The following is a 22,142-nucleotide window of genomic DNA, read 5'->3' on the forward strand; positions in this document are numbered from 1 at the left end:
GGCGGGGGCGGCAGCCCGCTGCTGCTGCAGCGCGTCCCGCCCGCCGGGGGGGGCAATCACCGGTGCGCGGCCGCGGAGCTGGTAGCCGATTCCGGCACTGGCCAGCGCCTGCTCGTAGGCCTCCGACTGTCCGTTGGTACGAAACAGGACGGCGACCTGACTGGCCTCGACGCCGTCGTCAAGCAGTTTGCGGATGGCTCCGGCAACGTGAGCGGCCTCTGCCTCGTCGTCGGAGCACTCCGTGAAGACCGGCTCAGGGCCGGCGGGCCGCTGGGCGATGAGTTCAAGCGGTTCCGGCCACGGCGGGGCGTTCCGCGAGCGCTCTCCCTCGGCCGTGCGGGCGGCCAGGATCCGGTTGGCCAGGTTAACCACCTGCGGGGTGGACCGGTAGTCACGAACCAGCTTCACCACCTCGGCACCGGGGAAGCGGTGGGTGAACTCCAGCAGGTGCCTTGAGGTGGCTCCCGTGAAGGAGTAAATGGTCTGGCTGGCATCGCCCACCACGCAGAGCTCGTCCCGCTCCCCCAGCCACAGGTCCAGCAGGCGCTGCTGGAGCGGGGAAACGTCCTGGTACTCGTCAACCACAAAGTGGCGGTACTGGGCGCGGACGGTTGCTGCCACCCGCTCGTCCTCCTGCAGGATGCCCACGATGATCAGCAGGACGTCCTCGAAGTCGATGACGTTGCGGTCCACCTTCACGTCCTCATAGGACTGGAAGATGCGGGACACTGTGGTGAGGTCGAATCCGGCCGGGGCGTCACGGCCGGCGGCGGCCCGGACATAGCTGTCCGGGGTCAGCATCGAAACCTTGGCCCATTCGATTTCCGCCGCCACGTCGCGGATCGCGGCGCGGTCAGTGGAGAGCCGCAGCCGGCGGGCGGCTTCGGCGATGAGCTGGGCCTTGTGGTCCAGCAGCCCGGGAAGGGGCCCGCCAACGGTCTGCGGCCAGAAGTACTGCAGCTGCTTCAGGGCGGCAGCATGGAAAGTCTTGGCCTGCACTCCCCCGGCTCCAAGGTCCCGCAGACGGGTGCGCATTTCCGCGGCTGCACGGGCGGTGAAGGTAACGGCCAGAACCTGCTGCGGCTTGTAGAGACCGGAGTGGACTCCATAGGCCATGCGGTGCGTGATGGCACGGGTCTTGCCGGTGCCGGCCCCGGCAAGGACGCAGAGCGGCCCGGTCAGCGTGGTGGCGACCTCCCGCTGCTCGTCGTCCAGCCCGGCGAGGATGCGTGCTTCCAGGGTATCGGTGGTCACTGGCCGCCCTCCGGTTCCGGAATGGGTCCGCCGTACCAGCGGTCAATCAGGTTCCGGGCGATGGAGATGGAGGAGGGGATGCCGATCTCCCCGGCGGCGACCGCGTCGGTGAGCTCCTTGCGCGTAAACCATCGCACGTCAGCCATTTCGACGCCGTCGGCCTGCGGTTCGGTGCCGTCGGCCTCCGCGCAGAAACCGAGCATCAGCGAGCAGGGGAACGGCCACGGCTGGGAGCCGAGATACTGCGGGTTCCGGACCACGACGGCGGATTCCTCCGCGACTTCGCGGATCACCGCGGCTTCCAGTGACTCCCCCGGTTCGACGAAGCCGGCGAGCGTTGAGTAGCGGTTTCCGGGCCATGCTGCCGCGCGGCCCAGCAGGATCCGGTCTGAGGGATCGGTTATGGCCACAATGATGGCGGGATCCGTGCGGGGAAAGTGCTGGCTGCCGTCTTCGGTGCAGCGGCGGACCCAGCCGCCCTGTTCCATCCGCGTGGGCGCACCGCAGCGCGGGCAGTGTGTGTGCGTGGCATGCCAGTTGGCAACGGCGCACGCCTCAACGAACAGCCCCGCGTCCAGCGAACCAAGCGTGACCGCGACGTCGCGCAGCCCGGCCCAGCGGGCGCCGTCGTCCTCCATTCCGGGGTCAGGTTCGGGCAGGGTCACCATCACGATGTCCGCGCCGGCGGGCACCGAGCCGTCCTCCAGCGTGCGGCCCAGGTACACCGGTTCCTCGCCGAACCCGTCCGGCCCCACAGGATCCAGCACCAGCGTGTCCTCCCGGACAAGGGCTTTCCCCTTCGAGAAGTACATAACGCGTGTGGTCTCGAGGGCCCGGACCGTCTCGAAGAGTTCTTCGGAGGTCCTGCGCTCACTGCCGCGGTCAATCGCACCGCGGGCAAGCGGAAGTCGTCCAAGCTGCGGGGAGTCTGGCGTGCGTAACGGACTGCTCATACCCCTACCGTACTTACTTCGGGACCCCAATCAGAAAGCCGTCCGCTGCCGGTGGATGCCGGGGCTCTGAACCCTGAGTTTTTCCTCACGCTCTTCCGACTCGCCGGTGCCTATGGGTTACTCCCGACACATCTGCACCTACGGTTGAAGGTGTGAAACGCACACCCATGGAATTGGCAGCCCTGGCCAGCGCCGCCGTACCGGCGCTGGCGCTTACCGGCGTGGCCGGTTCGCCCGACGACGCGGCGGACTTCGACTCCGCCCTGCTGGTGGACGACGCCGGCAAGCAGTGGCGGGTGCGTTCCCCCAAGCATGTGGAAGCCAGCATGCGGCTGGAGACAGAGCTCCTGGTTCTGCGCGCATTCGTGCCCGCGGTAAGGGCAGAGCTGCCCTTCGCCCTGCCCTACGTTGCCGGCACTGTCCGGATTGGCCAGCTCTGCACCTTCGTGTACTCGCACCTGCCCGGGTCCACCCGGGACATTGACGAACTCGCTGCCGCCGGCAAAGACCTGGCCGCCGACATCGGCCGCACCATGGCAGCCATCCATGCATTGCCGCAGTCACTGGTAAACAACGCAGACCTGCCCAGCTACACTGCCAACGAGTTCCGGCAGCGCAAGCTCAACGAACTGGACCAGGCCGCGACCACCGGGAAGATTCCCGCCACTCTGCTGCGCCGCTGGGAACACGCGCTGGAAGACGTTGGCCTCTGGCGGTTCAGTCCCACCGTGGTCCACGGGGACCTGCACGAGGACAACCTGCTGATCTCCGGCGGACGGATCAGCGCGGTGAACGGCTGGACCGATCTGCGTATTGGAGACCCGGCGGACGACTTTGCCTGGCTGATCGCCGCGAACAACTCAGAGTTCACGGACACGGTCCACAGCGCCTACGTGGCTGCCCGTCCCGACGCCGTCGACCCGCACCTGATTCGGCGTGCAGCGCTCTCAGCCGAGTTCGCACTGGCCCAGTGGCTGGTGCGCGGGCTCGCCGCCGAGAACCCGTCGATGGTCGAAGAAGCCGAAGAAATGCTGGCCACACTGGAAGCAGACATCCTTGAGCAGGAAGCTGCCGCAGCCGAAGCCGCAGCAGCCCCTGAACCCCCGGTTTCGCCTGCGCATGCGCCGGCGCCTTCCACGGGCACCGGCACCGTACGGACCAGCACCCCCGCGCAAACAGGAGCAGGCAAGGTAAGCGTTATGCCGATCCCGGCCGCCTCACCGGCAGCAGCACCAGCCGCCGAGGCGGAAGCCGGGCCGGCAGGCGGCGAACAGCAGGCCACTGAGACACTGACCGGCGCAACACAGGCCGGCGAATCGAAAACGGGTGAGACACAGACCGGAGAGACACAGTCCGGTGCATCGCCGGACAAGGAACCGAACCAGGCCGAACAGGCCCCGGACAGAATACTGGAAGCCGAGCCGGCGACGTCGGCTATTCCGCTTCCCGTCGCGGAGTCCGGATCCGCTGCCGCCCCGGACGCCGCCGCGGTTACGAAAGACACCAAACCCCGCTGATCTCTTTCTCGCCTGCGGCACCCAAAGAGCCCGTCTGCTGATGCAGACGGGCTCTTTTGACGTCACGGGACAGTTCCCAGGGTTGTTTTCGCCGCCTCTTGACCAACCACATGGTTCCATGGTTAGTTAGTCAAGTGATGGACCAGTCAAGCTGAAGGGGGATCCAGTGATCGATGACAGCAAGCCGATCTTCCAGCAGATCGCCGAACGGATCGAAGGGGACATCCTCGACGGGGTGCTCCCGGAAGAGGGACAGGTGCCCTCAACCAACGAGTTCGCCGCGTTCTACCGGATCAACCCGGCCACGGCTGCCAAGGGAGTAAACCTTCTGGTCGACGAAGGCCTCCTGTACAAGCGCCGCGGCATCGGAATGTTCGTTGCGCCCGGCGCCCGGGAAACCGTCCTGGCCAAGCGCCGGGACCAGTTTTACCGCCAGTTTGTCCAGCCCCTCCACCTGGAAGCCCGGAAGCTCGGGATCGGCTTGGAGGAACTCACCACCCTTATCCAACGCAGTGCCGCTGAACACGAAGGGACCCCGGCACCATGAACGTCATAGAAACCCGCGGACTAACGCGCCGCTACAAGGACCAAACCGCACTGGACAACGTCAGTCTGGACATTGCACCCAACCGCATCTACGGACTTCTTGGCCGCAACGGCGCCGGAAAAACCACCCTGATGTCCATCCTGACCGCCCAGGGGTTCGCTTCCTCCGGCGAGGTCCGGGTCTTCGGCGGTAACCCGTTCGAAAACGAGCACATCCTCTCCCGCCTCTGCTTCGTCCGGGAATCCCAGAAATACCCGGACGACTTCACCGTCCGGAACGCCCTGGACGCCGCGGCCATGTTCTTCCCCAACTGGGACGCCGGGCTTGCCCAGACCCTGCTTGAGGACTTCCAGCTCCCCCGGCCCAAGAAGCACCGGATCAAGAAGCTCTCCCGCGGACAGCTCTCCGCTGTGGGTGTGATCATCGGACTGGCGTCGCGGGCCGAGCTGACATTTTTCGACGAACCGTATCTGGGGCTCGACGCCGTTGCCCGGCAGCTCTTCTACGACCGTCTGCTTACCGATTTCGCAGACCATCCGCGCACGATCATCCTTTCCTCCCATCTGATCGATGAAGTGGCCAACCTGTTGGAGCACGTCATCGTCATTGACCGCGGCCGCATCGTGATGAATGACGAGGTGGAGGCGATCACAGGCTCCGCCTTCGCGGTTGCCGGCAAGTCCTCTGCGGTGGAGGAGTTCGTTGCCGTGCGGCCCGTGCTGCACCGGGAGGGACTCGGCGCGCTGGCCTCCGTCACTGTGGACACCCCGCTGTCTGACGATGACCGGGCCCGGGCCCGGGCACTGGGCCTGGAACTTGCCCCGGTATCGCTGCAGCAGCTCATCATCCGCCGCACACTCAAAGCCAACGAACACTACGGCTCCGCCGCAGAAAACAATGAGAAGGATCTGGAGGTCCTGCGATGAACCGTCCCCTCGCCGTCGCGCGTATGCAGATGCTGAACAAATGGCTCTACCTGGGAATCCCCGGCATCATCCTGGTCTCCTCCACGCTCATTGCGATCGCGATCCTCGCTATGATCCCTGCTGATTCGGGAGAGGGAACCCGGATGGCATTCTCCGGCCAGGCCGTGATGTGGTACTTCCTGGCGGCCGGAGTGCAGTCGCTCAGCCTGACCTTCCCGTTTTCCCAGGCCATGAGCGTCAGCCGCAGGTCCTTCTACGTAGGCACCCTGGGCCTTTTCTCCGCGCTGGCTCTTGGCCTGGGGGTGCTGTACTGGCTCCTCGGTCTGGTGGAGCAGGCCACCAACGGGTGGGGCGTGGACGGAAACATCTTCGCGATTCCGTGGATCGCGGAAGCCGCCTGGTGGGTTCAGATCCTGCTGTATTTCGCCCTGACCATCCTGCTGTTTATGTTTGGCTTCTGGTTCGCCACCGTCTACCGGCGGTGGCGCACGGCAGGACTGGTAGCAGCCCTGGTCGGGTTCGGCCTCATCATCCTGGGGGCAGTGGCCGCGGCTTCCTTCACGGACTCCTGGGCCTCAGTCGGTGCCTGGTTCATGCAGCTGACCCCGCTCTCCCTCTCCGGCTGGCTGCTGCTCGGCGGAGTGGTCCTGGCAGCGGGATCCTACGGCACACTAAGGCGCGCCACTCCCTAGTCGCCGCAGCCCAGGACAGACCCGCGGCAGGAGAAGTACCGCTGCAGCACACAACAAGCAGTGCCGCCGTCCATCCGGACAGCGGCACTGCCGCGTGTTGAGGCCTCTACTGACCTGCCGAGCCGACGATGATCCGTTCCAACTCGGCCTCCCCCAGCAGATTGTGGGGACGGATCACCTTATCCGCTGCCACGTAGTAGAACGCCGCCCGCACCTTCTCCAGCGGAACTCCCTTCAACCGGGACCAGGCAAGCCGGTAGACCGCCAGCTGCACGGAGCGGACCGCCAGCTTGTCCTGGGAAGGCGGAGCGCCCGTCTTCCAGTCGATCAGGTCCCAGCCACCGTCATCGTCCTGGAAAACGGCGTCGATCCGTCCACGGACCACCACGGAGTCCACGCGGGTTTCAACGGGCACTTCGATGTAGGCCGGCGTCCTGGACGCCCACTCCGAGGCCTCGAAGGTCGCAACCATGTCTTCAAGCTGGTAGGCCTCGTCAACGTACGCATCTGCAGCACCCGGATACTCGTCGATGTCGAGCATGCCGCTGCGGCCGAAGTACTCCTCGATCCAGGCGTGGAATGCGGTTCCCTTCCGTGCCGCCATGCCCGGCTCGCGCGGAACCGGACGGCGCAGCTGCCGGGTCACGGCTTCCGGATCGTCCTGCAGGTCAACCAGCATTGAGGCCGAAATGTGGGCAGGCAGCTCCACCTCCATGACCTCATCCGGAGCACGGTGCCGGGCCAGGACAAGTTCAACGTCCCTACCCCAGCGCCGGGGTTCAAAGACACCGGTATCCTCAGGGCCGGCCTGTCCGCCAGCAGCGGCGCCTTCCCGGTCAAGCTCCGTCTGTGCAGGAGCCGCCGCTGCAGCCAGGACCGCAGCGGCCGCTGCTTCCATTGCTGTCCGCCTCTGGGCCGGCAGCGGGTCCTTGGGCCAGCTGGCCCGCTCCGCGACTGCGTTGGCAGGGTTTTCATCCCCCTGGTCTTCCGGTTCGAGCCAGGAGAGCAGATGGAATCCGGGGGCCCCGGCCTTGCCCAGTTCGTATAGTTCAAGCTGATAGCGCGAGGCCTCGGTGGGTTTGCTCCGCCCGCCGCCCCAGGCACTTGAGGTGCAGAAGAGAATGTCCTTGGCACGGGTGAACGCCACGTAGGCGAGTCGCCTCTCTTCACGCTCGGCATGGGCACGGGCGTCGTCCGCAAAGAGTTTCTCTGCGTCCAGCCAGGACTTCTGGTCCGACTGTTCCCAGTCCCACTGGGGCAGGTCCGGACCGTCACCGCGCAGGTTCCAGGGAACAGCGGCATTGCCGCTGCTCCAGCGCGAGTCCTTGTCATTCGGGAACTGGCCTTCGGAAAGACCGGGCACGGCAACCACATCCCATTCCAGGCCCTTGGAGGCGTGCACAGTCAGCAGCTGGACCGCTTCCCGCGAGGTTTCCAGCGCAGTAACGGGAAGTCCGTTCTCTTCTTCGTCCGCTACCTCCAGCCAGGCCAGGAACGCGGCAAGGTCCACACGGTCTGCCGAAGCGCTGAAGGTCGCCGCGGCATCGATAAACGCGTCGAGGTTCCGCCTGGATTCGTGGATGCTGATCCCGGGTTTGGCGGCAACCTCGATGTCCAGCAGGATCCGCCGCTCCACTTCGCCGATGAGCGTCGTGAGGTCTTCCCCCACATAGGCGCGCAGTTCGCGCAGTTCATCCCGCAGCATTCCCAGGCGTGCGAGTCCTTCGGCTGTGAGCGAGCGGCCGGCGCTGGAGGTCCAGCCCGGCTTGGGCAGGTAATCCACCGCTTCGACCAGGCTGCCGGCCTCCGCAAGGTCGGTTTCGACGACGGCTGCACCGCCTTCATCGGGTCCGTGCACGTCGGCGATCTCGCGGACGTTCATCGCGCGTTCACGCACCCGGACGAGGTGCCGGGACCAGTCTGCCAGCGCCATCAGGTCTGCCGGTCCAATGCGCCAGCGGGCTCCGGCGAGGATACGGAGCATCGAGTCGGAACGTCCGGGGTCGCTCAGGACACGCAGCACGGCGAGCAGGTCGACGATCTCCGGGGTTGAAAGCAGGCCGCCCAGGCCTACGATCTGCACGGGGATGCCCAGGTCTTCCAGTGCCCGGCGGATAGGGTCGAACTGTTTTTTTCCGCGGCACAGCACTGCCACCGTCGGCGGCAGGGTGTTGCCCCGGCTGTCCGTTTCATGGCTCGGATGCCGGAACCAGTGGGCGCGGACGTTCGCGATCTGGGCGGCAAGCGCTTCGGCTTCTCCCACGCTTACCGTTCCGTCCGGGAGGGTCACTGTTTTTTCGCTGAGGTACCGGCCCAGGTACACGTCCCCCACCGGGGGTTTCGGCTTGGCCTGCAGTTCGGGGACGTCCAGGGGTGTTCTGGCTCCGGGCCAGGGTGCCGGTTTGTTCAGGGGGCCTGAGACCGCGTTGGCGGCAGCCAGGATGGAGGTGGAGTTCCGCCAGGCCACGGACAGGTTGGCTACCCCGGCAGGTGTCCGGCCGCCTTCGGGCAGCAGCCGCGGGAAGTGCTCGCGGAAGGTCCCCAGCTGTCCGGCTGAGGCTCCGCGGAATCCGTAGATGGACTGATGCGGATCGCCCACGGCAGTGACGGGGGTGCCGTCGCCGAAGAGTGTCGAGAACAGCACCATCTGAGCGTGGGAGGTGTCCTGGAACTCGTCCAGCAGCACCACCTTGTACTTGGCGCGTTCCATCTCCCCGGCCTCGGGGATCTCTTTGGCAATCCGGGCAGCGAGAGCCACCAGGTCCCCGAAGTCCAGCTGCCTGCGTTCGGCCTTGGCCCGCTGGTAGGCCTCCACGAGTTCGGTCACGGAGATGCGTGTCTGGAGTTTGGACACCAGGTCCCGGACGCCCTTGGTTGCTGCCTTGGTCTTGCCCGCCTGGTATGGCAGGGCCAGTACCTGGTCCAGGTGGCTCTGGATTTCGGCACGCACCTGCGCGGGGGTCAGCAGGTGTTCGGCGCATTCCGAGGCCATCTGCAGCACGGAATTCACCAGTGTGGACTTGGCGGCGGTGAAGTGTTCGTAGTCCCCGGTGTAGGCCTCCACCACCTCGTTGGCCAGCTGCCAGGACTGGGCGCCGCCCAGCATCACTGAATCCCGTTCGACGCCGATCCGCAGGCCGTAATCGTTCACGATGCCGTTGGCATAGGAGTGGTAAGTGGATACCGCTGCCTCAAGCTGGGCGTCTTTGGTTTCCTCCCCCAATGTCCGTTCCAGCAGCCGCAGCCGGCCGCGGATCCGGCTGGCCAGCTCACCGGCAGCCTTGCGGGTGAAGGTAACGCCCAGGATCTGCTCGGGTGCCACGAGCTTGTTCGCGACCAGCCAGACCACGCGGTCTGCCATGGTCTTGGTCTTGCCGGACCCGGCGCCTGCCACCACCAGCAGCGGCTCCAGCGGCCCCTCGATAATCTCCTGCTGGGCCGCCGTGGGGTACTGCACCTCGTCCGGCGGGCCGTCATGCAGCATTTCAGCCAGCGTCCGCGCGGAGTACTGCGGCACGAAGGGGGCGCCTGCCTCCACACTGCCGCTTACGTCCAGCGTCATTCGGTGACCTGCTTTCCTTCGGTGCACAGCGGGCAGATCTCCGGCAGGCGGCAGCCGTGGCCTCCATACCCGCTGCGGGCCGGGTCGTGGACGGTGTCGAACGTGTTATCGGACATCAGGGCGGCGGCTTCCTCGATCATGGCCAGGGCGCTCTTATCTTCGGGACCCAGCGGAGGCTGTTCCTGAACGGAGACCCCCTTGGACGTTGTGCCCAGCTGCACCAGGGCCGCTCCCCCGGGCACAGCGGGAACATCCTCCAGCGCCCCTTGGCGGACGGCTTCCTGATAGGCGGCCAGCTGCGGGTGTCCTTCCAGGTCGGCTTTTTTGGGAGCAGACTTTCCGGTCTTGAGGTCCACAATGTAGGCCCGTCCGGCGGCGTCCTGTTCCAGCCGGTCGATCTGTCCGCGCAGCAGGGCTGTCCGGACGGCGCCGCGGACTTCCACCGGGATCGAGGCTTCGAAATCCTTTTCGACGGCGACCAGGTTCCGCCCGCCCCGGCGCATCTCGATCACGTACTCGGCCAGTTTCCCCACCATGGCCTCAGCCCGCTTGAGGTCCATTTTGCCTTCCCAGGAGTCCTTCATTCCCAGTGACGGCCAGCGGCGCCGCAGTTCCTGTGTGTACTCCGTGCCCGTCGCATCGGGCATCTCCTGGGCAATCGCGTGCACCAGCGTTCCCAGGGAACGGGCAAAATCGGTGGCCTGTTCCCCGCCAACCGCTGAAACGAACCAGCTCAGGGGTGACTTCGTCACGGCGTCGACCTTCGAGGGCGAGACCGGGATGGGAGCGTCCGGCGGCAGCACCGGTCCGGTGCTTGAGAGCGGCAGCAGGCCCCACCACTGGCCCGGATGCGCGCCGGGCACCGGGACCGGGTGCCGGAGCATACGGCCCAGGTGCTGCGCGGCTTCCCGGGCATCCTCGGGGTGGATCTCCGCCTGCTGGGCGTGGGCCCGCAGTTCCGCCACCAGGGAGCGCAGCGTCAGCGGCCGCAGCACCTCAGTGCGGGGCCGCACTGCCACACCATCGGGAAGCGGATCCACCAGGTCCAGGAACTGGGACGGCTGCTCGTCTTCCGATGACACTGCCGTGCAGATCAGCACGTCCCGGGCGCGGGAGAGTGCGGTGGAGAAGCTGCGCAGCTCGTCATACCTCGTGGCCTGCATCAGCGTCTGCGGGCTGCGGGAGCTGCGGTAGTCCCTATCCGGGAACTCGACGGCGGCCACCAGGTCACCGCTGCCGAGCAGCTCGCCGCGCAGCCGGAGGTTGGGCCAGACGCCTTCCTGGATGCCTGCGACGATCACCACCGGCCATTCCCTGCCGGCGGCACTGGCCGGTGTGAGGAGTTCGACGGCGTCGCGCTGCTGTGCCCGCGCCGCCAGCGTATCCATGGGCAGCTCGGAGCTGGTCAGGTAGTCCAGGAACTGTTCCGGCGTGGAGCCGGGCAGCTGGTCCACATAGCGTTCAGCCGTTTGGAACAGGGCCATGATCGCGTCCAGGTCCCGGTCAGCCCGGAGCCCGGTGGATCCCCCGGAGAGGGCGGCTTCGGCCCACTTCTTGGACCACCCGGAGGTAGACCACAGGGCCCACAGCACGGTCTCGGCGCTGGCGCCCGGCTGCTCTGCGGCCTGCCGCCCCGCACGCAGCATGGCGGCCAGCCGTTTCGCGGCACCGGCTTCCCAGCCCAATCCGGCCAGTGCCAGCCCGGAGTCGGAAAGCGGGTCCACCAGGGCTTCCACCAGCAGGGCATCGGAGCTGCGCCCTCCTCCGGCACGGAGTTCTTCGCGGCGCAGGGCCTGCCGCAGCCGGCGCAGGTCCAGGGATCCAGCTCCGCCGATCCGCGAGGTCAGCAGCGAAACAGCCAGTTCAGGGGTAAGGAGGTCAGGATCAAGTACCACGGCGAAGGCATCCAGCAGGGGCCGCACAGCCGCTTCGTCGCGGACTGCCTTCTCCGCTACAGGTACCCGCACCTCGATGCCCTGGCTGATGAGGTAGCGCTGAATGCGGGCAAGCTGGCCGCCGGTGCGGACGATCACGGCGATGTCTTCCAGGCGGCGGCCGTGCAGCAGCTGCTCCTCAAGGATGCGCTGGGCCACGTAGCGCTGTTCGTGCATGGGTGAGTCCACTACGTGCGCCGTTGCTGACGCGGGAACCTCGTTCTCCGCTGGGCCGGTCTCTGCCCGTCCGGCTGCCGTACGTGCCTGTGCAAGACCCGGCACCACGGAGATACGGGACGCGGCCCGGTGCCAGGCAGCGGCGGCGGGCCCGGCCATCCGGTGCTGGGTGCTGAGCACTGCGGTTTGGAGGTCCGCGCCGAGCTCTTCCTTAAGAGTGCCGAGAAGTTCGGGCCGGGCGCCGCGGAATCCCTGGACAACCGTGTCCGGGCTGGCGGTGACCACCGCGTCCCGGTCCCTGGCGAGTACGCCCAGCAACCGGTAGATGGCCCCGTTGGCTTCCTGCAGGTCGTCGACGAGGACCAGCTGCAGCCGGTTGTGTTCCGCAGCCAGGAAATCCGGTTCGGAGAGGAGGATGTCCGTTGCCGTGGTGATGATCCCGGCCGGATCAAAGGCTTCGGGCATCCGAAGGTCCAGAATGTCCCGGTACTCGCCGTACAGTGCCGCAGCGGCCACCCAGTCCTGTCTGGCGTACCGGCGTCCGAGGTCTTCCAGGTCCGCCGGTGCCAGGCCCAGTTCAATCACGCGGTCAAACAGCTGGCGGATCTCCTGCCGGAACCCGCGGGTCCCCAGTGCCAGGGAAAGGGATTCCGGCCAGGGCAGCTGCGGCACGCCGTTCTGCCCATGGCCGGCCAGCAGTTCCTTGATGATCACGTCCTGCTCGGCGCCGGAGAGCAGCTTCGGTGCGCGGGTCACGTGCGGCAGCAGCCCTTCCGCTTTGGCCCGGCGGATCACGTCAAAGGCGTAGGAGGCCCAGGTCCGTGCCGGTGCGGCGCTGATGGTGCGTTCAAGCCGGGCGGAGAGCGCGTCGCGCAGCGCTGCCGCCGCCAGGCGGGAGGGCGCCAGCAGAAGCACGCCGGCCGGGTCCAGGCCACCGTGCTCAATGCGCTGAACTGCGGTTTCAACCAGGACAGTTGACTTGCCGGTGCCGGGCGCGCCCAGGACCAGCAGCGGTCCGCTTCCGGCGGGACGCTCGACGGCGGAACGCTGGTCCGCGCTCAGGCGCGGTGCGGGCAGGCCGGCTGCCGCGGGCGGAACGAGCCGCAGGTTGATGCTCATACCTCCACTTCACCATGCCCCGGTGACATTGCCGGATTCGGCCGCATGCCGGCGTCGCCGAGCTGGTGCCGCAGGGCATCCAGCACGGTCCAGTCCGCCTCCTCCGGTTGCCAGCGCGCTTCGCGGATACTCACGCGGTAGCCCGATCCATCCGGTTCAATCTGCCCTTTCAGCGGCGTTCCTTCCTGGCAGTAGTGTGTCCAGGCGCGGTGACCGTGGCACGCCGGCGGCTGGCCGGATGAGCGGATCACCCGCCACCACGGAACTGAATCCCCGGAGCGGGCCAGCACCGATCCGACCTGGCGGGGGCCGCCCGCGCCCAGGAGTTCGGCGATGTCTCCGTAGGCCAGCACCCGGCCCGGTGGAATGAGCGCTGCGACAGCCAGCACCGCCTCCGAATAGTCCTCCCGCATGCTTCCAGCTTAGCGACGCCCGGCGTGCTGATTCCGGGTAATGTCAGTGCCCGCCGGTAGGTTTGATTACATGTTGAGCTGGCACGAACTCCCCCGAGCATCCTTCGACCTGGAAACCACGGGACGGGATCCGCAGCTGGCGCGCATCGTAACCGCCTCAATCATCCTGGTGGACGGGTCCGGGAACGTCCTGTCCCACCACGAGTGGCTGGTGGACCCCGGAGTCGAGATTCCGGCCGAGGCAGCCGCCATCCACGGCGTCAGCACCGAGAAGGCCCGCAGCGAAGGGATTCGTGCCGCCGAGGCCGTCCGGCAGATCAGCGCAGTGCTGGCGGAGACGTTCGCTGCCGGAATCCCGGTCCTGGCTTTCAACGCCTCCTATGACTTCACCGTCCTGGCCCGCGAAGCGGAGCGGTACGGCTGCACGGCCCCGGTGCCGTTCCCGGTGATCGACCCCTACATCATGGACAAGCAGGCGGACCGTTTCCGGCGCGGAAAGCGCACCCTGACCGCCATGGCCGAACACTATTCGGTGGCCTTCGAGAATGCCCACACCTCCGCAGCGGACGTCATGGCCACTCTTGCCGTGGGCGCCGCCGTCGCACGCGCCTTCCCTGTGATGGCGCAGGATGCCGGCACCCTGCACGCCCTGCAGGTGCAGTGGGCCGCGGAACAGGCAGCGAGTTTCCAGGCGTATCTCCGCCGCCGTGATCCCGGTGCAGTCATCGACGGCACCTGGCCGCTGAAACCCGCACCGTTGGAGGCTCCCGTTCTGCTCGTATCCTCAGCGGTGCAGCCCGAATCGGTGCCGGCTGCCGCTGTTCCAGTCCTGGCAGAGGAAGCGGACGGCCAGCTGGTGCTCGAACTCACCCCGCGCTAGTTCGGCGGCACCTCCGGATCCGGGGGACGGATTTCGGGCTGTGGGCCCCGCCCGCGTAGCATTGACATATTCACGACAGTGTCAGGCGCTGATGGCGCCCGGGCGCCCCTGAGCGCCCCGTGTCACGCGATTGGCAGGCACTTCCCGCACAGCCGGGCCGTTGGCGTCCCCTCCCCGGGCTGTTTCCTGCACGCACACCTATCGACGTACGCAGACATTGAGGATGAATGATCACAGTTACCGACCTGCGCAAGGTCTACCGCCAGGGCTCCCGTGATGTGGTGGCTCTGGACGGCGTCAGCATGAGCGTTCCCAAGGGCTCGATCCACGGCATCATCGGCCATTCCGGTGCCGGCAAGTCCACCCTCGTCCGCTGCCTAACGCTGCTTGACCGCCCGACGTCGGGAACTGTCACCATTGACGGCCGGGAACTGACTAACGTCAAGGATTCCGAGATCCGCCTGGCCCGCAGGCGCATCGGTATGGTGTTCCAGCACGCCAACCTGATGGACTCCCGCACTACTGCGGCCAATGTCGCCCATCCGCTGGAACTCGTCGGCACTCCCAAGCGGGAGATCGAGAAGCGCGTCAGCGAGCTGCTGGCCCTGGTAGGCCTGCAGGATTTTGCCGGCGCCTACCCCGCCCAGCTCTCCGGCGGACAGAGGCAGCGCGTCGGCATCGCCCGCGCCCTTGCCGCCCACCCCGACGTCCTGCTCTGCGATGAACCGACGTCGGCCCTGGACCCCCGGACAACTGATGAGATCCTGGACCTCATTTCGGAACTCACCAACCGGCTGGAACTTACCGTCCTGATCATCACGCACGAGATGAACGTGGTGAAGCGCATCTGCGACTCGGTCTCCCTGCTTGAAGCCGGACGGGTTGTGGAACACGGCCCGCTGCAGGAAGTCGCCTCGCATCTTGGCGGCAGGCTGGCCAAGGCACTCATTCCGCTGCCCTCCACTCCCCCCGTATCCGGCGGCCCCGTGGTGGAGCTGCTGATGGTCGGCGAGCACGCAACGGAACCGGTGCTCTCCGGGCTCACCCGCCGCTTCGACACGGACGTGAACGTCCTTGCAGGCAGCGTTGAAACCCTCGCCGGACAGCGCTTCGGCCGGCTGCGCGTACAGCTTGATGAACGGATCGATATGGATGCAGTCCAGTCCTACCTGGCTGGCCAGGGCGTCTCCGTGGAGGTGGCAGCATGAACCTGCTCGAAGAACTCGCAAACAATCCCGGCATCACCAAGGCCCTTCCCGAGGCGGTCGCGGACACTCTGCTGATGGTGGGAGTCTCCGGCTTCTTTACCGTCCTCATCGGTCTCCCGCTGGGTATTTTCCTGCACACGTCCGCTCCGGGCGGCCTGCGGCCCATGCCGGTTACCAACCGGATCCTTTCCGACATCATCGTCAACATCACCCGGTCCATTCCGTTCGCGATCTTGATGGTCATCCTGATTCCCTTCTCGCGGATCGTGACGGGATCGTCCATCGGCCCGCTGGCCGCGTGTGTGCCGCTGAGCATCGGCACCATCCCGTTCTTCGCCCGGCTGGTGGAGACCTCCCTGCGTGATGTCGCCGGAGGCAAGATCGACGCCGCGCTGGTCATGGGCTCTACCCGGATGCAGGTGATCCGCAAGGTCCTGATGCCCGAGGCACTGCCCGGCCTGGTTGCTGCGCTGACCACGACCCTGGTCACCCTGGTGGGCTACTCCGCCATGGCCGGCATCATCGGCGGCGGCGGCCTGGGCCGGCTCGCGTACAACTACGGTGTGCAGCGTTTTGATACGGCGGTCATGGTGGTCACGATCGTGATCATCGTTGCGATCGTCCAGATCATCCAGCTCGCCGGAGACTTTGCGGCCCGCCGCGTGGACCACCGGTCCGCCGCAGGAGCCACCCGCCGCCGTCGTCGTCCGGCCCGCACAGGGGCTGAAGCTGCGGCACCGGCCGCATCGACGGCTGCCCCCGATGCTGAACCTGCAGCCGGGGATTCCAGGACCCGGGTCTGAGTCCGGCGCCGTCCAATCTTCCGTCCGGCGCCCTGGCACCGGACGGGACCTGCAGCCAGTAGCCGCTAGCTGCACAACAGCCTGCCCGGGACTCCCGGGCAGGTCTTTCGAAAGGAAACGCATCCGATGCGGAAAGCATTTTCACTCGTGGCCACCGGCGTGGCCGCGGCTCTGGCGCTGACGGCTTGCGGGGGTTCTGAATCCTCCTCCAGCGCTGTTGAGAGCCTCGATCCCGCCAACCCGGTCACCCTGACTGTCGGCGCCAGCCCGCAGCCGCACGCCGTCATCCTGGAATACGTGGCAGACAACCTCGCCGCCGACGCCGGGCTGGAACTCGAAGTAGTTCCCTTCGACGACTACGTGACCCCGAACATTTCGCTGGACGACGGCTCGATCGACGCCAACTACTTCCAGCACACCGCCTACCTGGAAGCCCAGATCGCAGACCAGGGCTACGACTTCGAGCACGGCGAAGGCATCCACATTGAGCCCTACGCTGTGTTCAGTGACAAGCACAAGGACATCGCCGACGTCGAAGACGGCGCCCGCGTTGCCATCACCAACGACCCGTCCAACCAGGCTCGGGCACTGGCCCTGCTTGAGGACGCCGGCCTGCTGAAGGACGTTCCGGAAGACGCCTCGGTGATCTCCCTGACCGACGAGCAGAACCCGATGAACCTGGACTTCGTGGAGAACCAGGCTGAGCTGCTGGTCAACGATCTCTCCGACCCCACCGTGGACCTGGCCATCATCAACGGCAACTACATCCTTGATGCCGGGCTGAACACTGACGATGCCCTGCTGGTGGAGTCCCTCGAGAACAACCCGTACGCCAACCTGCTGGCCTGGAAGACCGGCAGCAAGGACGCACGGATCGACAAGCTCGAAGAGCTGCTGCACTCCCCGGAGGTTAAGGCCTTCATCGAAGAGCAGTGGCCGAACGGTGACGTGACTCCGGCTTTCTAATCCGGCCACACTTCATCGAGATTGCAGAAACTGCCCGTATCCCACCGGATACGGGCAGTTTCTGCTATCTCGGGGAGTTATGCGGGGCCCCTCGCGGCGCTAGCATGATGAGCACTGCCGCTCGAAGGGGGTCTGGTGCCGCCGGTTATTCAGACGCATGCGCTGACCAAGCGCTACGGTTCCCGCACGGCAGTGTCTTGCCTTGAGCTGACGGTTGAGCCGGGATGCGTCTTCGGACTGATTGGCCCCAACGGTTCCGGGAAGACAACCACCTTGCGGATGCTGCTGGACATTATCCGGCCAACGTCAGGGCAGGTTCACGTCCTGGGGGTTTCCCCGCGTGCCGGGGGCGCTGCGCTGCGCCGCCGGATCGGGTACGTTCCGGGTGATTTCCGGATCAGCGGCAGGGGCCGGGGCCGGACTCTGCTGGAGCACTTCGCGCAGATCAGCGGCCCGGTTCCCGCTGGACGCGTGGAAGCACTCGCCGACCGGCTTGGCCTTGACCTGTCCCGCCCGGTCCGGTCGCTGTCCAAGGGCAACCGGCAGAAGCTGGGACTGGTGCAGGCCTTTATGCATGACCCGGACCTCCTGGTCCTGGATGAGCCCACCAGCGGCCTGGATCCCCTGGTGCAGCGCGAGTTCCTGCAGCTGGTGGCCGAGGCCAGGACGGCCGGACGCACCGTACTGCTTAGCTCCCATGTACTGAGTGAAATCCAGCAGAGCGCGGATCAGGTGGCTGTCCTCTCCCAGGGCACTTTGGTGGCACAGGGCGATGTGGCGTCGCTGCGCCTGAACAGCCTTCGCCGTGTACGGGCCTCCGTGGCTTCTGCCGGGCAGGCCGGTCAAACGCTGGAGGACGAACTCGCAGCCGCCGGCCTGCAGGGAACAGTAGTCCGGCAAGACGGGACCATCCACGTCCAAGGAACGGTGGAAGGCGGAATGGATGCCGTCATCAAGGTGCTGGCCCGGTACCGGGTACTGGACCTGGCGGTGGAGGAACCTGATCTGGAGGAGTCCGTCCTGCGGCTGTACGGCGAGCCGGCAGCTGCCGATCCCGGCGAGGAATGGGAACCAGGATGAACCGGCAGCAAGTTTCAAAGCGCGCACCGCTGCCGGTATTCCGCCGGGCGGTTGTGGACTCCTGGCGCTCCACGCTTATCTGGTCGCTGGCCCTGGCTGCGGTCCTGCTGCTCTACCTTCCGCTTTATCCGTCGATGAACGGCGCAGATATGCGGAACCTCATCAGCTCTCTCCCGTCGGAGCTGGTCAACGCCCTTGGCTACGAGGACATCCTGTCCGGCCCGGGATACGTCCAGGCCACGTTCTTCGGGCTGCTGGGGTTTGTCCTCATCACCGCGGCTGCGGCGTCCTGGGGAAGCGCTGCGATTGCCGGAGCCGAAGAATCCGGGCGCCTGGAGCTCGTTCTTTCGCATGGGGCAGGCCGGGTTCAATACGCGCTGGAGACGGCGCTCGGGATTCTGGTGCGGCTGCTTTGGTTCGCCTTTCTCACCGCGTTGCTGGTTCTCGCGCTGAGCACTTCCGCAGAGCTTGGACTGGAGGCGGCCAATGTTGCGGCCGTGGAGTTCGCCTTGCTGGGACTGGGCTATCTGACCGGCAGTATTGCGCTGGCGGTGGGTGCACTGACCGGCCGCCGGAGCGCGGCGCTCGGCACTGCGGCAGGAGTGGCCGCTGCTGGCTACGTACTGAATGCTTTGGCGAACCAGAACGCGGACCTGGACTGGCTGCGAAACTTCTCCCCCTATTCCTGGGCCTACCGGAACGATCCGCTGGCGGAAGGCTTCGACCTCGCCGGGCTGGGACTGATCGCTGCAGCGTGCGTTCTCTTCACGGCACTGGCGGTGTGGGCGCTGAACCGCCGGGACATCCTGGGCTAGGAACTTCATCGAGATAGCAGAAACTGCCCGTATCAGTGCTGATACGGGCAGTTTCTGTCATCTCGATTGGGGGGAGGTGCGAAAGAGAACGCTACGGCTGGGCGGCCGCCGCGGCTTTCGCTGCTGCCGGCAGGGCCGCCAGGATCCGGTCCATCGCGGCGTCGTCGTGCGCACCGGAGAGGAACCAGGCCTCGAAGACCGACGGCGGCAGGTAGACGCCGGAGTCCAGCATCGAGTGGAAGAACGGCTTGAACCGGAACGCTTCCTGGGCCAGGGCGTCAGCGTAGTCGTGCACCCCGTGCTCCGCAGTACCAAAAGCAATGCTGAACAGGTTGCCGGCGCGCTGGACGCTGTGGTTCACGCCCTCGGCCGAGAGCGCCTCGGAGACAGCCTGGGACAGCTGCGCCGAGCGGGCATCAATGTTTGCGTAGACCTCGGGTGTTGCTGCGGTCAGCGTGGCCACGCCTGCGGCCATCGCGATCGGGTTTCCGGACAGGGTGCCGGCCTGGTAGACGGGGCCGAGCGGCGCCAGGTACTCCATGACCTCCGCGCGGCCGCCAAGGGCTGCCACGGGCATGCCGCCGCCAATGACCTTGCCGAAGGTGTAGAGGTCCGCAGCCCAGCCTTCCTTCTCCCCGGTCAGGCCCCAGTAACCGGCGGGTGAGGTGCGGAAACCGGTGAGGACTTCATCCAGGATCAGCAGTGCACCGTGGGCTGTGGTGATGCGGGACAGTGCGGCGTTGAAGCCTTCGGCCGGGGTAACAACCCCCATGTTGGCGGGGGCGGCTTCGGTGATGACTGCTGCGATGTCCGCACCGTGCTCGGCGAAGGCTGCCTCCACTGCCGCGACGTCGTTGTACGGGAGCACCAGGGTTTCCGCGGCGGTTGCCGCGGTGACGCCGGCGGAGCCGGGCAGGGCCAGGGTGGCGACGCCGGAGCCGGCGGAGGCCAGCAGGCCGTCCAGGTGGCCGTGGTAGCAGCCGGCGAACTTGATGACCAGGTTGCGGCCGGTGAAACCGCGGGCCAGGCGCACGGCCGTCATGGTGGCTTCGGTGCCGGTGGAGACCATGCGCAGCCGCTCGACGGGCTTAACCCGGTCCATCACCAGCGCTGCGAGTTCAGCTTCTGCCGGGGTGGAGGCACCGAAGGAGAGACCGCGGTCGACGGCGGCGTGCACCGCTGCCAGGACGTCCGGGTGGGAGTGGCCCACCAGCGCAGGGCCCCAGGAGCAGACCAGGTCAACGTATTCGCGGCCCTCGGAGTCGGTGACGTACGGGCCCTTGGCGGAAACCAGGAAGCGCGGTGTGCCGCCCACGGACCCGAAGGCGCGCACGGGTGAGTTCACGCCGCCGGGCATCAGGGCACGGGCGCGGTCGAAGAGCTCTTCGGAGGAAGTCGTCTGGGTCATTACTTGCTTTCCTTCAGCCAGGCGGCCAGCTCGGCGGCCCAGTACGTGAGAATGATGTTGGCACCGGCACGCTTGATGCCGAGGACGGATTCTTCGATGGCGCGGCGGCGGTCGATCCAGCCGTTCGCAGCCGCAGCTTCGATCATCGCGTATTCGCCGGAGATCTGGTAAGCCGCAACGGGAACCGGGGACATGGCGGCAACGTCGGCCAGGATGTCCAGGTAGCTCATGGCCGGCTTGACCATGACCATGTCTGCGCCTTCTTCGAGGTCCAGCTCGACTTCCAGCAGCGCTTCGCGCCGGTTGGCGGCGTCCATCTGGTAGGTCCGGCGGTCACCCTTGAGCTGCGAGTCCACGGCTTCGCGGAACGGCCCGTAGAACGCCGAGGCGTACTTCGCGGCATAGGCGATCACGGACACGTCCTGGAACCCTGCTTGATCCAGGGCCTGCCGGATCACGGCCACCTGACCGTCCATCATGCCGGACGGGCCCAGCACGTGGGCTCCGGCGCGGGCCTGCTCCACGGCCATCCGGCCGTAGATTTCGAGGGTGGTGTCATTGTCCACGACGCCGTTCTCGTCCAGCACGCCGCAGTGGCCGTGGTCGGTGAACTCATCCAGGCAGACGTCGCTCATGATCACGAGGTCGTCGCCGACTTCGGCGCGCACGTCGGCAATGGCTTTGTTCAGCACGCCGTCCGGATCCGTGCCGGCGCTGCCTGCGGCGTCGCGCTCCGCCGGAATGCCGAACAGCATAATGCCGCCGACGCCGAGCTCCACAGCCTCGGCAGCGGCGCGCTTCAGCGTCTCGGTGGTGTGCTGCATTACGCCGGGCATCGAGGTGATGGGGTTCGGCTCGGTGAGGCCTTCGCGGATGAAGGCCGGAAGCACAAGTTCGGCCGGGTCCAGACGGTATTCGGCGGTCATCCGCCGCATGGCCGGTGTGGTCCGCAGCCGGCGGGGGCGGTGCTGGGGGAAGCTCATGGCTGTTCTCTGCCTTCCGGGTCAGGGTGTGGGAGATTTTGGAGATTACGGGCTGTCATTGCCGTCTGGACTGCCTCCGCGACGCCGGCGGGGGTGGGATGGCGTGCCGTAGCGGCGGCCGGGTGGCCCAGGTCCTGCAGTGCCGCTGCCGTGGGGTCCCCGATTGCAACGAGCACTGCGGTTCCAGGCTGGAGCGCATCACGGACAAAGCGATGCGCGGTGCTCGGTGAGGTGACGACGACGGCGTGGGCGCCGGTTTCGCCGGCGGACCCGGACAGTGCCCAGGTGCGGTAATCGGAGGGGGTAAGCAGCTGCTCATCCGGAGCGCTTTCCCGCGGGATGATCTGCAGCTCCACGGGCGCCGGATAATCGACCGTTTCGTAGGCGGGCACGGCAAGGACCTCCCAGCCTGCACCGGAGAGCGCCGTGCGCAGGAACGGGTTGGCGATGTCCGCCTGCGGCAGGAAGATCCGGTTCCGTCCCGGGCGCAGAGCCGGCCAGATGGCAGCTAGTCCGCGCGCGGACTGGTCCTGGGAGGGAAGCAGGTCCACGGTAATTCCCGCGGCTTCCAGCGCGCGGCTGGTGCCGGAGCCGACGGCAGCCACCCGTGTGCCGCGGCAGAGCTCGGCAAAAGGGCTGCCAAGAGCCTCGGCCGCCGCTTCGAGGGCCTGCACCGTAGTAGCGGAGGTGAGGATGATCCAGTCGAACTCCCCCTGTCCGAGTTCGCGCAGCCCTGCGGACACCCGGTTTGGGTGCGCCGGGGGGGGGGAGTGGGTGAGGGGGCGCCCCCCCCCCCCGCCCCCCCCCCTGTGGGGCCCCCCCCGGGCGCTGGAAGTCGATCAGGGGCAGCAGCCGCACCCGTGCACCGCGGGAGCGCAGCTCGGCCGCCATGGGTCCGGCGCGGT

Annotated in this window: 16 protein-coding genes and 2 pseudogenes; 10 read left to right on the plus strand and 8 right to left on the minus strand. The window is 66.8% G+C overall.

Annotated features, from left to right (window positions below; genetic code table 11):
- Both TVC13_RS12680 and nudC read right to left on the minus strand, forming a co-directional pair.
- On the minus strand, positions 1 to 1,254 hold a 1,254-nt coding region (locus tag TVC13_RS12680), incomplete at its 3' end, for an ATP-dependent helicase (RefSeq protein ID WP_422401550.1).
- Positions 1,251 to 2,207 (minus strand): NAD(+) diphosphatase, encoded by a 957-nt coding sequence (gene nudC, locus TVC13_RS12685; protein WP_422401551.1) that lies wholly within the window; start codon positions 2,205 to 2,207, stop codon positions 1,251 to 1,253. The genes nudC and TVC13_RS12680, both read right to left, overlap by 4 nt.
- Positions 2,208 to 2,359: 152 nt before the next feature.
- Between nudC and TVC13_RS12690 the strand changes: the two genes are divergently transcribed.
- The 4 genes from TVC13_RS12690 to TVC13_RS12705 all read left to right on the plus strand — a co-directional run bounded on the left by TVC13_RS12690 (position 2,360) and on the right by TVC13_RS12705 (position 5,889).
- Entirely contained in the window at positions 2,360 to 3,724 is a 1,365-nt protein-coding gene (locus TVC13_RS12690; RefSeq protein WP_422401552.1) for a macrolide 2'-phosphotransferase, read from the plus strand.
- A 166-nt stretch (positions 3,725 to 3,890) separates the two neighbouring features.
- The gene (locus TVC13_RS12695) at positions 3,891 to 4,271 is read left to right on the plus strand and encodes a GntR family transcriptional regulator (protein ID WP_422401553.1); all 381 of its coding nucleotides are present in this window, start codon (positions 3,891 to 3,893) and stop codon (positions 4,269 to 4,271) included.
- Positions 4,268 to 5,197 (plus strand): ABC transporter ATP-binding protein, encoded by a 930-nt coding sequence (locus TVC13_RS12700; RefSeq protein ID WP_422401554.1) that lies wholly within the window; start codon positions 4,268 to 4,270, stop codon positions 5,195 to 5,197. The genes TVC13_RS12695 and TVC13_RS12700 overlap by 4 nt, the downstream gene beginning before the upstream one ends.
- Positions 5,194 to 5,889, plus strand: coding sequence for a hypothetical protein (locus TVC13_RS12705; RefSeq protein WP_422401555.1), 696 nt, complete (start codon positions 5,194 to 5,196; stop codon positions 5,887 to 5,889). Before TVC13_RS12700 ends, TVC13_RS12705 begins: the two co-directional genes overlap by 4 nt.
- A 106-nt stretch (positions 5,890 to 5,995) precedes the next feature.
- Here the strand turns inward: TVC13_RS12705 and TVC13_RS12710 are convergent, their stop codons facing one another.
- From TVC13_RS12710 to TVC13_RS12720, 3 genes are read right to left on the minus strand one after another with little or no spacing between them, the layout of a single operon-like run.
- Positions 5,996 to 9,451: an ATP-dependent helicase gene (locus TVC13_RS12710; protein ID WP_422401556.1), complete on the minus strand. Its 3,456-nt coding sequence runs from the start codon at positions 9,449 to 9,451 to the stop codon at positions 5,996 to 5,998.
- Positions 9,448 to 12,681, minus strand: a complete 3,234-nt coding sequence (locus TVC13_RS12715) for an ATP-dependent helicase (RefSeq protein WP_422401557.1) — start codon at positions 12,679 to 12,681, stop codon at positions 9,448 to 9,450. The genes TVC13_RS12710 and TVC13_RS12715 overlap by 4 nt, the downstream gene beginning before the upstream one ends.
- Entirely contained in the window at positions 12,678 to 13,094 is a 417-nt protein-coding gene (locus tag TVC13_RS12720; RefSeq protein WP_422401558.1) for an MGMT family protein, read from the minus strand. Before TVC13_RS12720 ends, TVC13_RS12715 begins: the two co-directional genes overlap by 4 nt.
- Positions 13,095 to 13,164: 70 nt before the next feature.
- Between TVC13_RS12720 and TVC13_RS12725 the strand changes: the two genes are divergently transcribed.
- From TVC13_RS12725 to TVC13_RS12750, 6 genes and pseudogenes are all read left to right on the plus strand, one after another.
- Entirely contained in the window at positions 13,165 to 13,974 is an 810-nt protein-coding gene (locus TVC13_RS12725) for a 3'-5' exonuclease (protein WP_422401559.1), read from the plus strand.
- A gap of 227 nt (positions 13,975 to 14,201) precedes the next feature.
- Positions 14,202 to 15,182, plus strand: coding sequence for a methionine ABC transporter ATP-binding protein (locus TVC13_RS12730; protein ID WP_422401560.1), 981 nt, complete (start codon positions 14,202 to 14,204; stop codon positions 15,180 to 15,182).
- Positions 15,179 to 15,856: pseudogene (locus tag TVC13_RS12735) on the plus strand (methionine ABC transporter permease); the annotation flags it as partial. The gene TVC13_RS12730 and the pseudogene TVC13_RS12735, both read left to right, overlap by 4 nt.
- A gap of 255 nt (positions 15,857 to 16,111) precedes the next feature.
- The gene (locus TVC13_RS12740) at positions 16,112 to 16,951 is read left to right on the plus strand and encodes a MetQ/NlpA family ABC transporter substrate-binding protein (RefSeq protein WP_422401561.1); all 840 of its coding nucleotides are present in this window, start codon (positions 16,112 to 16,114) and stop codon (positions 16,949 to 16,951) included.
- A gap of 135 nt (positions 16,952 to 17,086) precedes the next feature.
- The gene (locus TVC13_RS12745; RefSeq protein WP_422401562.1) at positions 17,087 to 18,031 is read left to right on the plus strand and encodes an ABC transporter ATP-binding protein; all 945 of its coding nucleotides are present in this window, start codon (positions 17,087 to 17,089) and stop codon (positions 18,029 to 18,031) included.
- On the plus strand, positions 18,028 to 18,846 hold the full coding sequence (locus TVC13_RS12750; protein WP_422401563.1) for an ABC transporter permease subunit: 819 nt from the start codon (positions 18,028 to 18,030) through the stop codon (positions 18,844 to 18,846). Before TVC13_RS12745 ends, TVC13_RS12750 begins: the two co-directional genes overlap by 4 nt.
- A 91-nt stretch (positions 18,847 to 18,937) precedes the next feature.
- Here TVC13_RS12750 and hemL read toward each other — a convergent pair whose 3' ends face one another.
- From hemL to TVC13_RS12765, 3 genes and pseudogenes are all read right to left on the minus strand, one after another.
- Complete coding sequence (gene hemL, locus TVC13_RS12755; protein ID WP_422401564.1) at positions 18,938 to 20,254, minus strand: glutamate-1-semialdehyde 2,1-aminomutase; 1,317 nt, start codon at positions 20,252 to 20,254, stop codon at positions 18,938 to 18,940.
- Positions 20,254 to 21,237, minus strand: coding sequence for a porphobilinogen synthase (gene hemB / locus TVC13_RS12760; protein ID WP_422401565.1), 984 nt, complete (start codon positions 21,235 to 21,237; stop codon positions 20,254 to 20,256). The genes hemL and hemB overlap by 1 nt, the downstream gene beginning before the upstream one ends.
- A pseudogene (locus TVC13_RS12765) lies at positions 21,234 to 22,004 on the minus strand (uroporphyrinogen-III synthase); the annotation flags it as partial. The pseudogene TVC13_RS12765 and the gene hemB, both read right to left, overlap by 4 nt.
- Between the last annotated feature and the right edge of the window lie 138 nt (positions 22,005 to 22,142).

The sequence above is a fragment of the Arthrobacter sp. 3Tela_A genome (assembly GCF_049311025.1).
Taxonomy (GTDB): domain Bacteria; phylum Actinomycetota; class Actinomycetes; order Actinomycetales; family Micrococcaceae; genus Arthrobacter_B.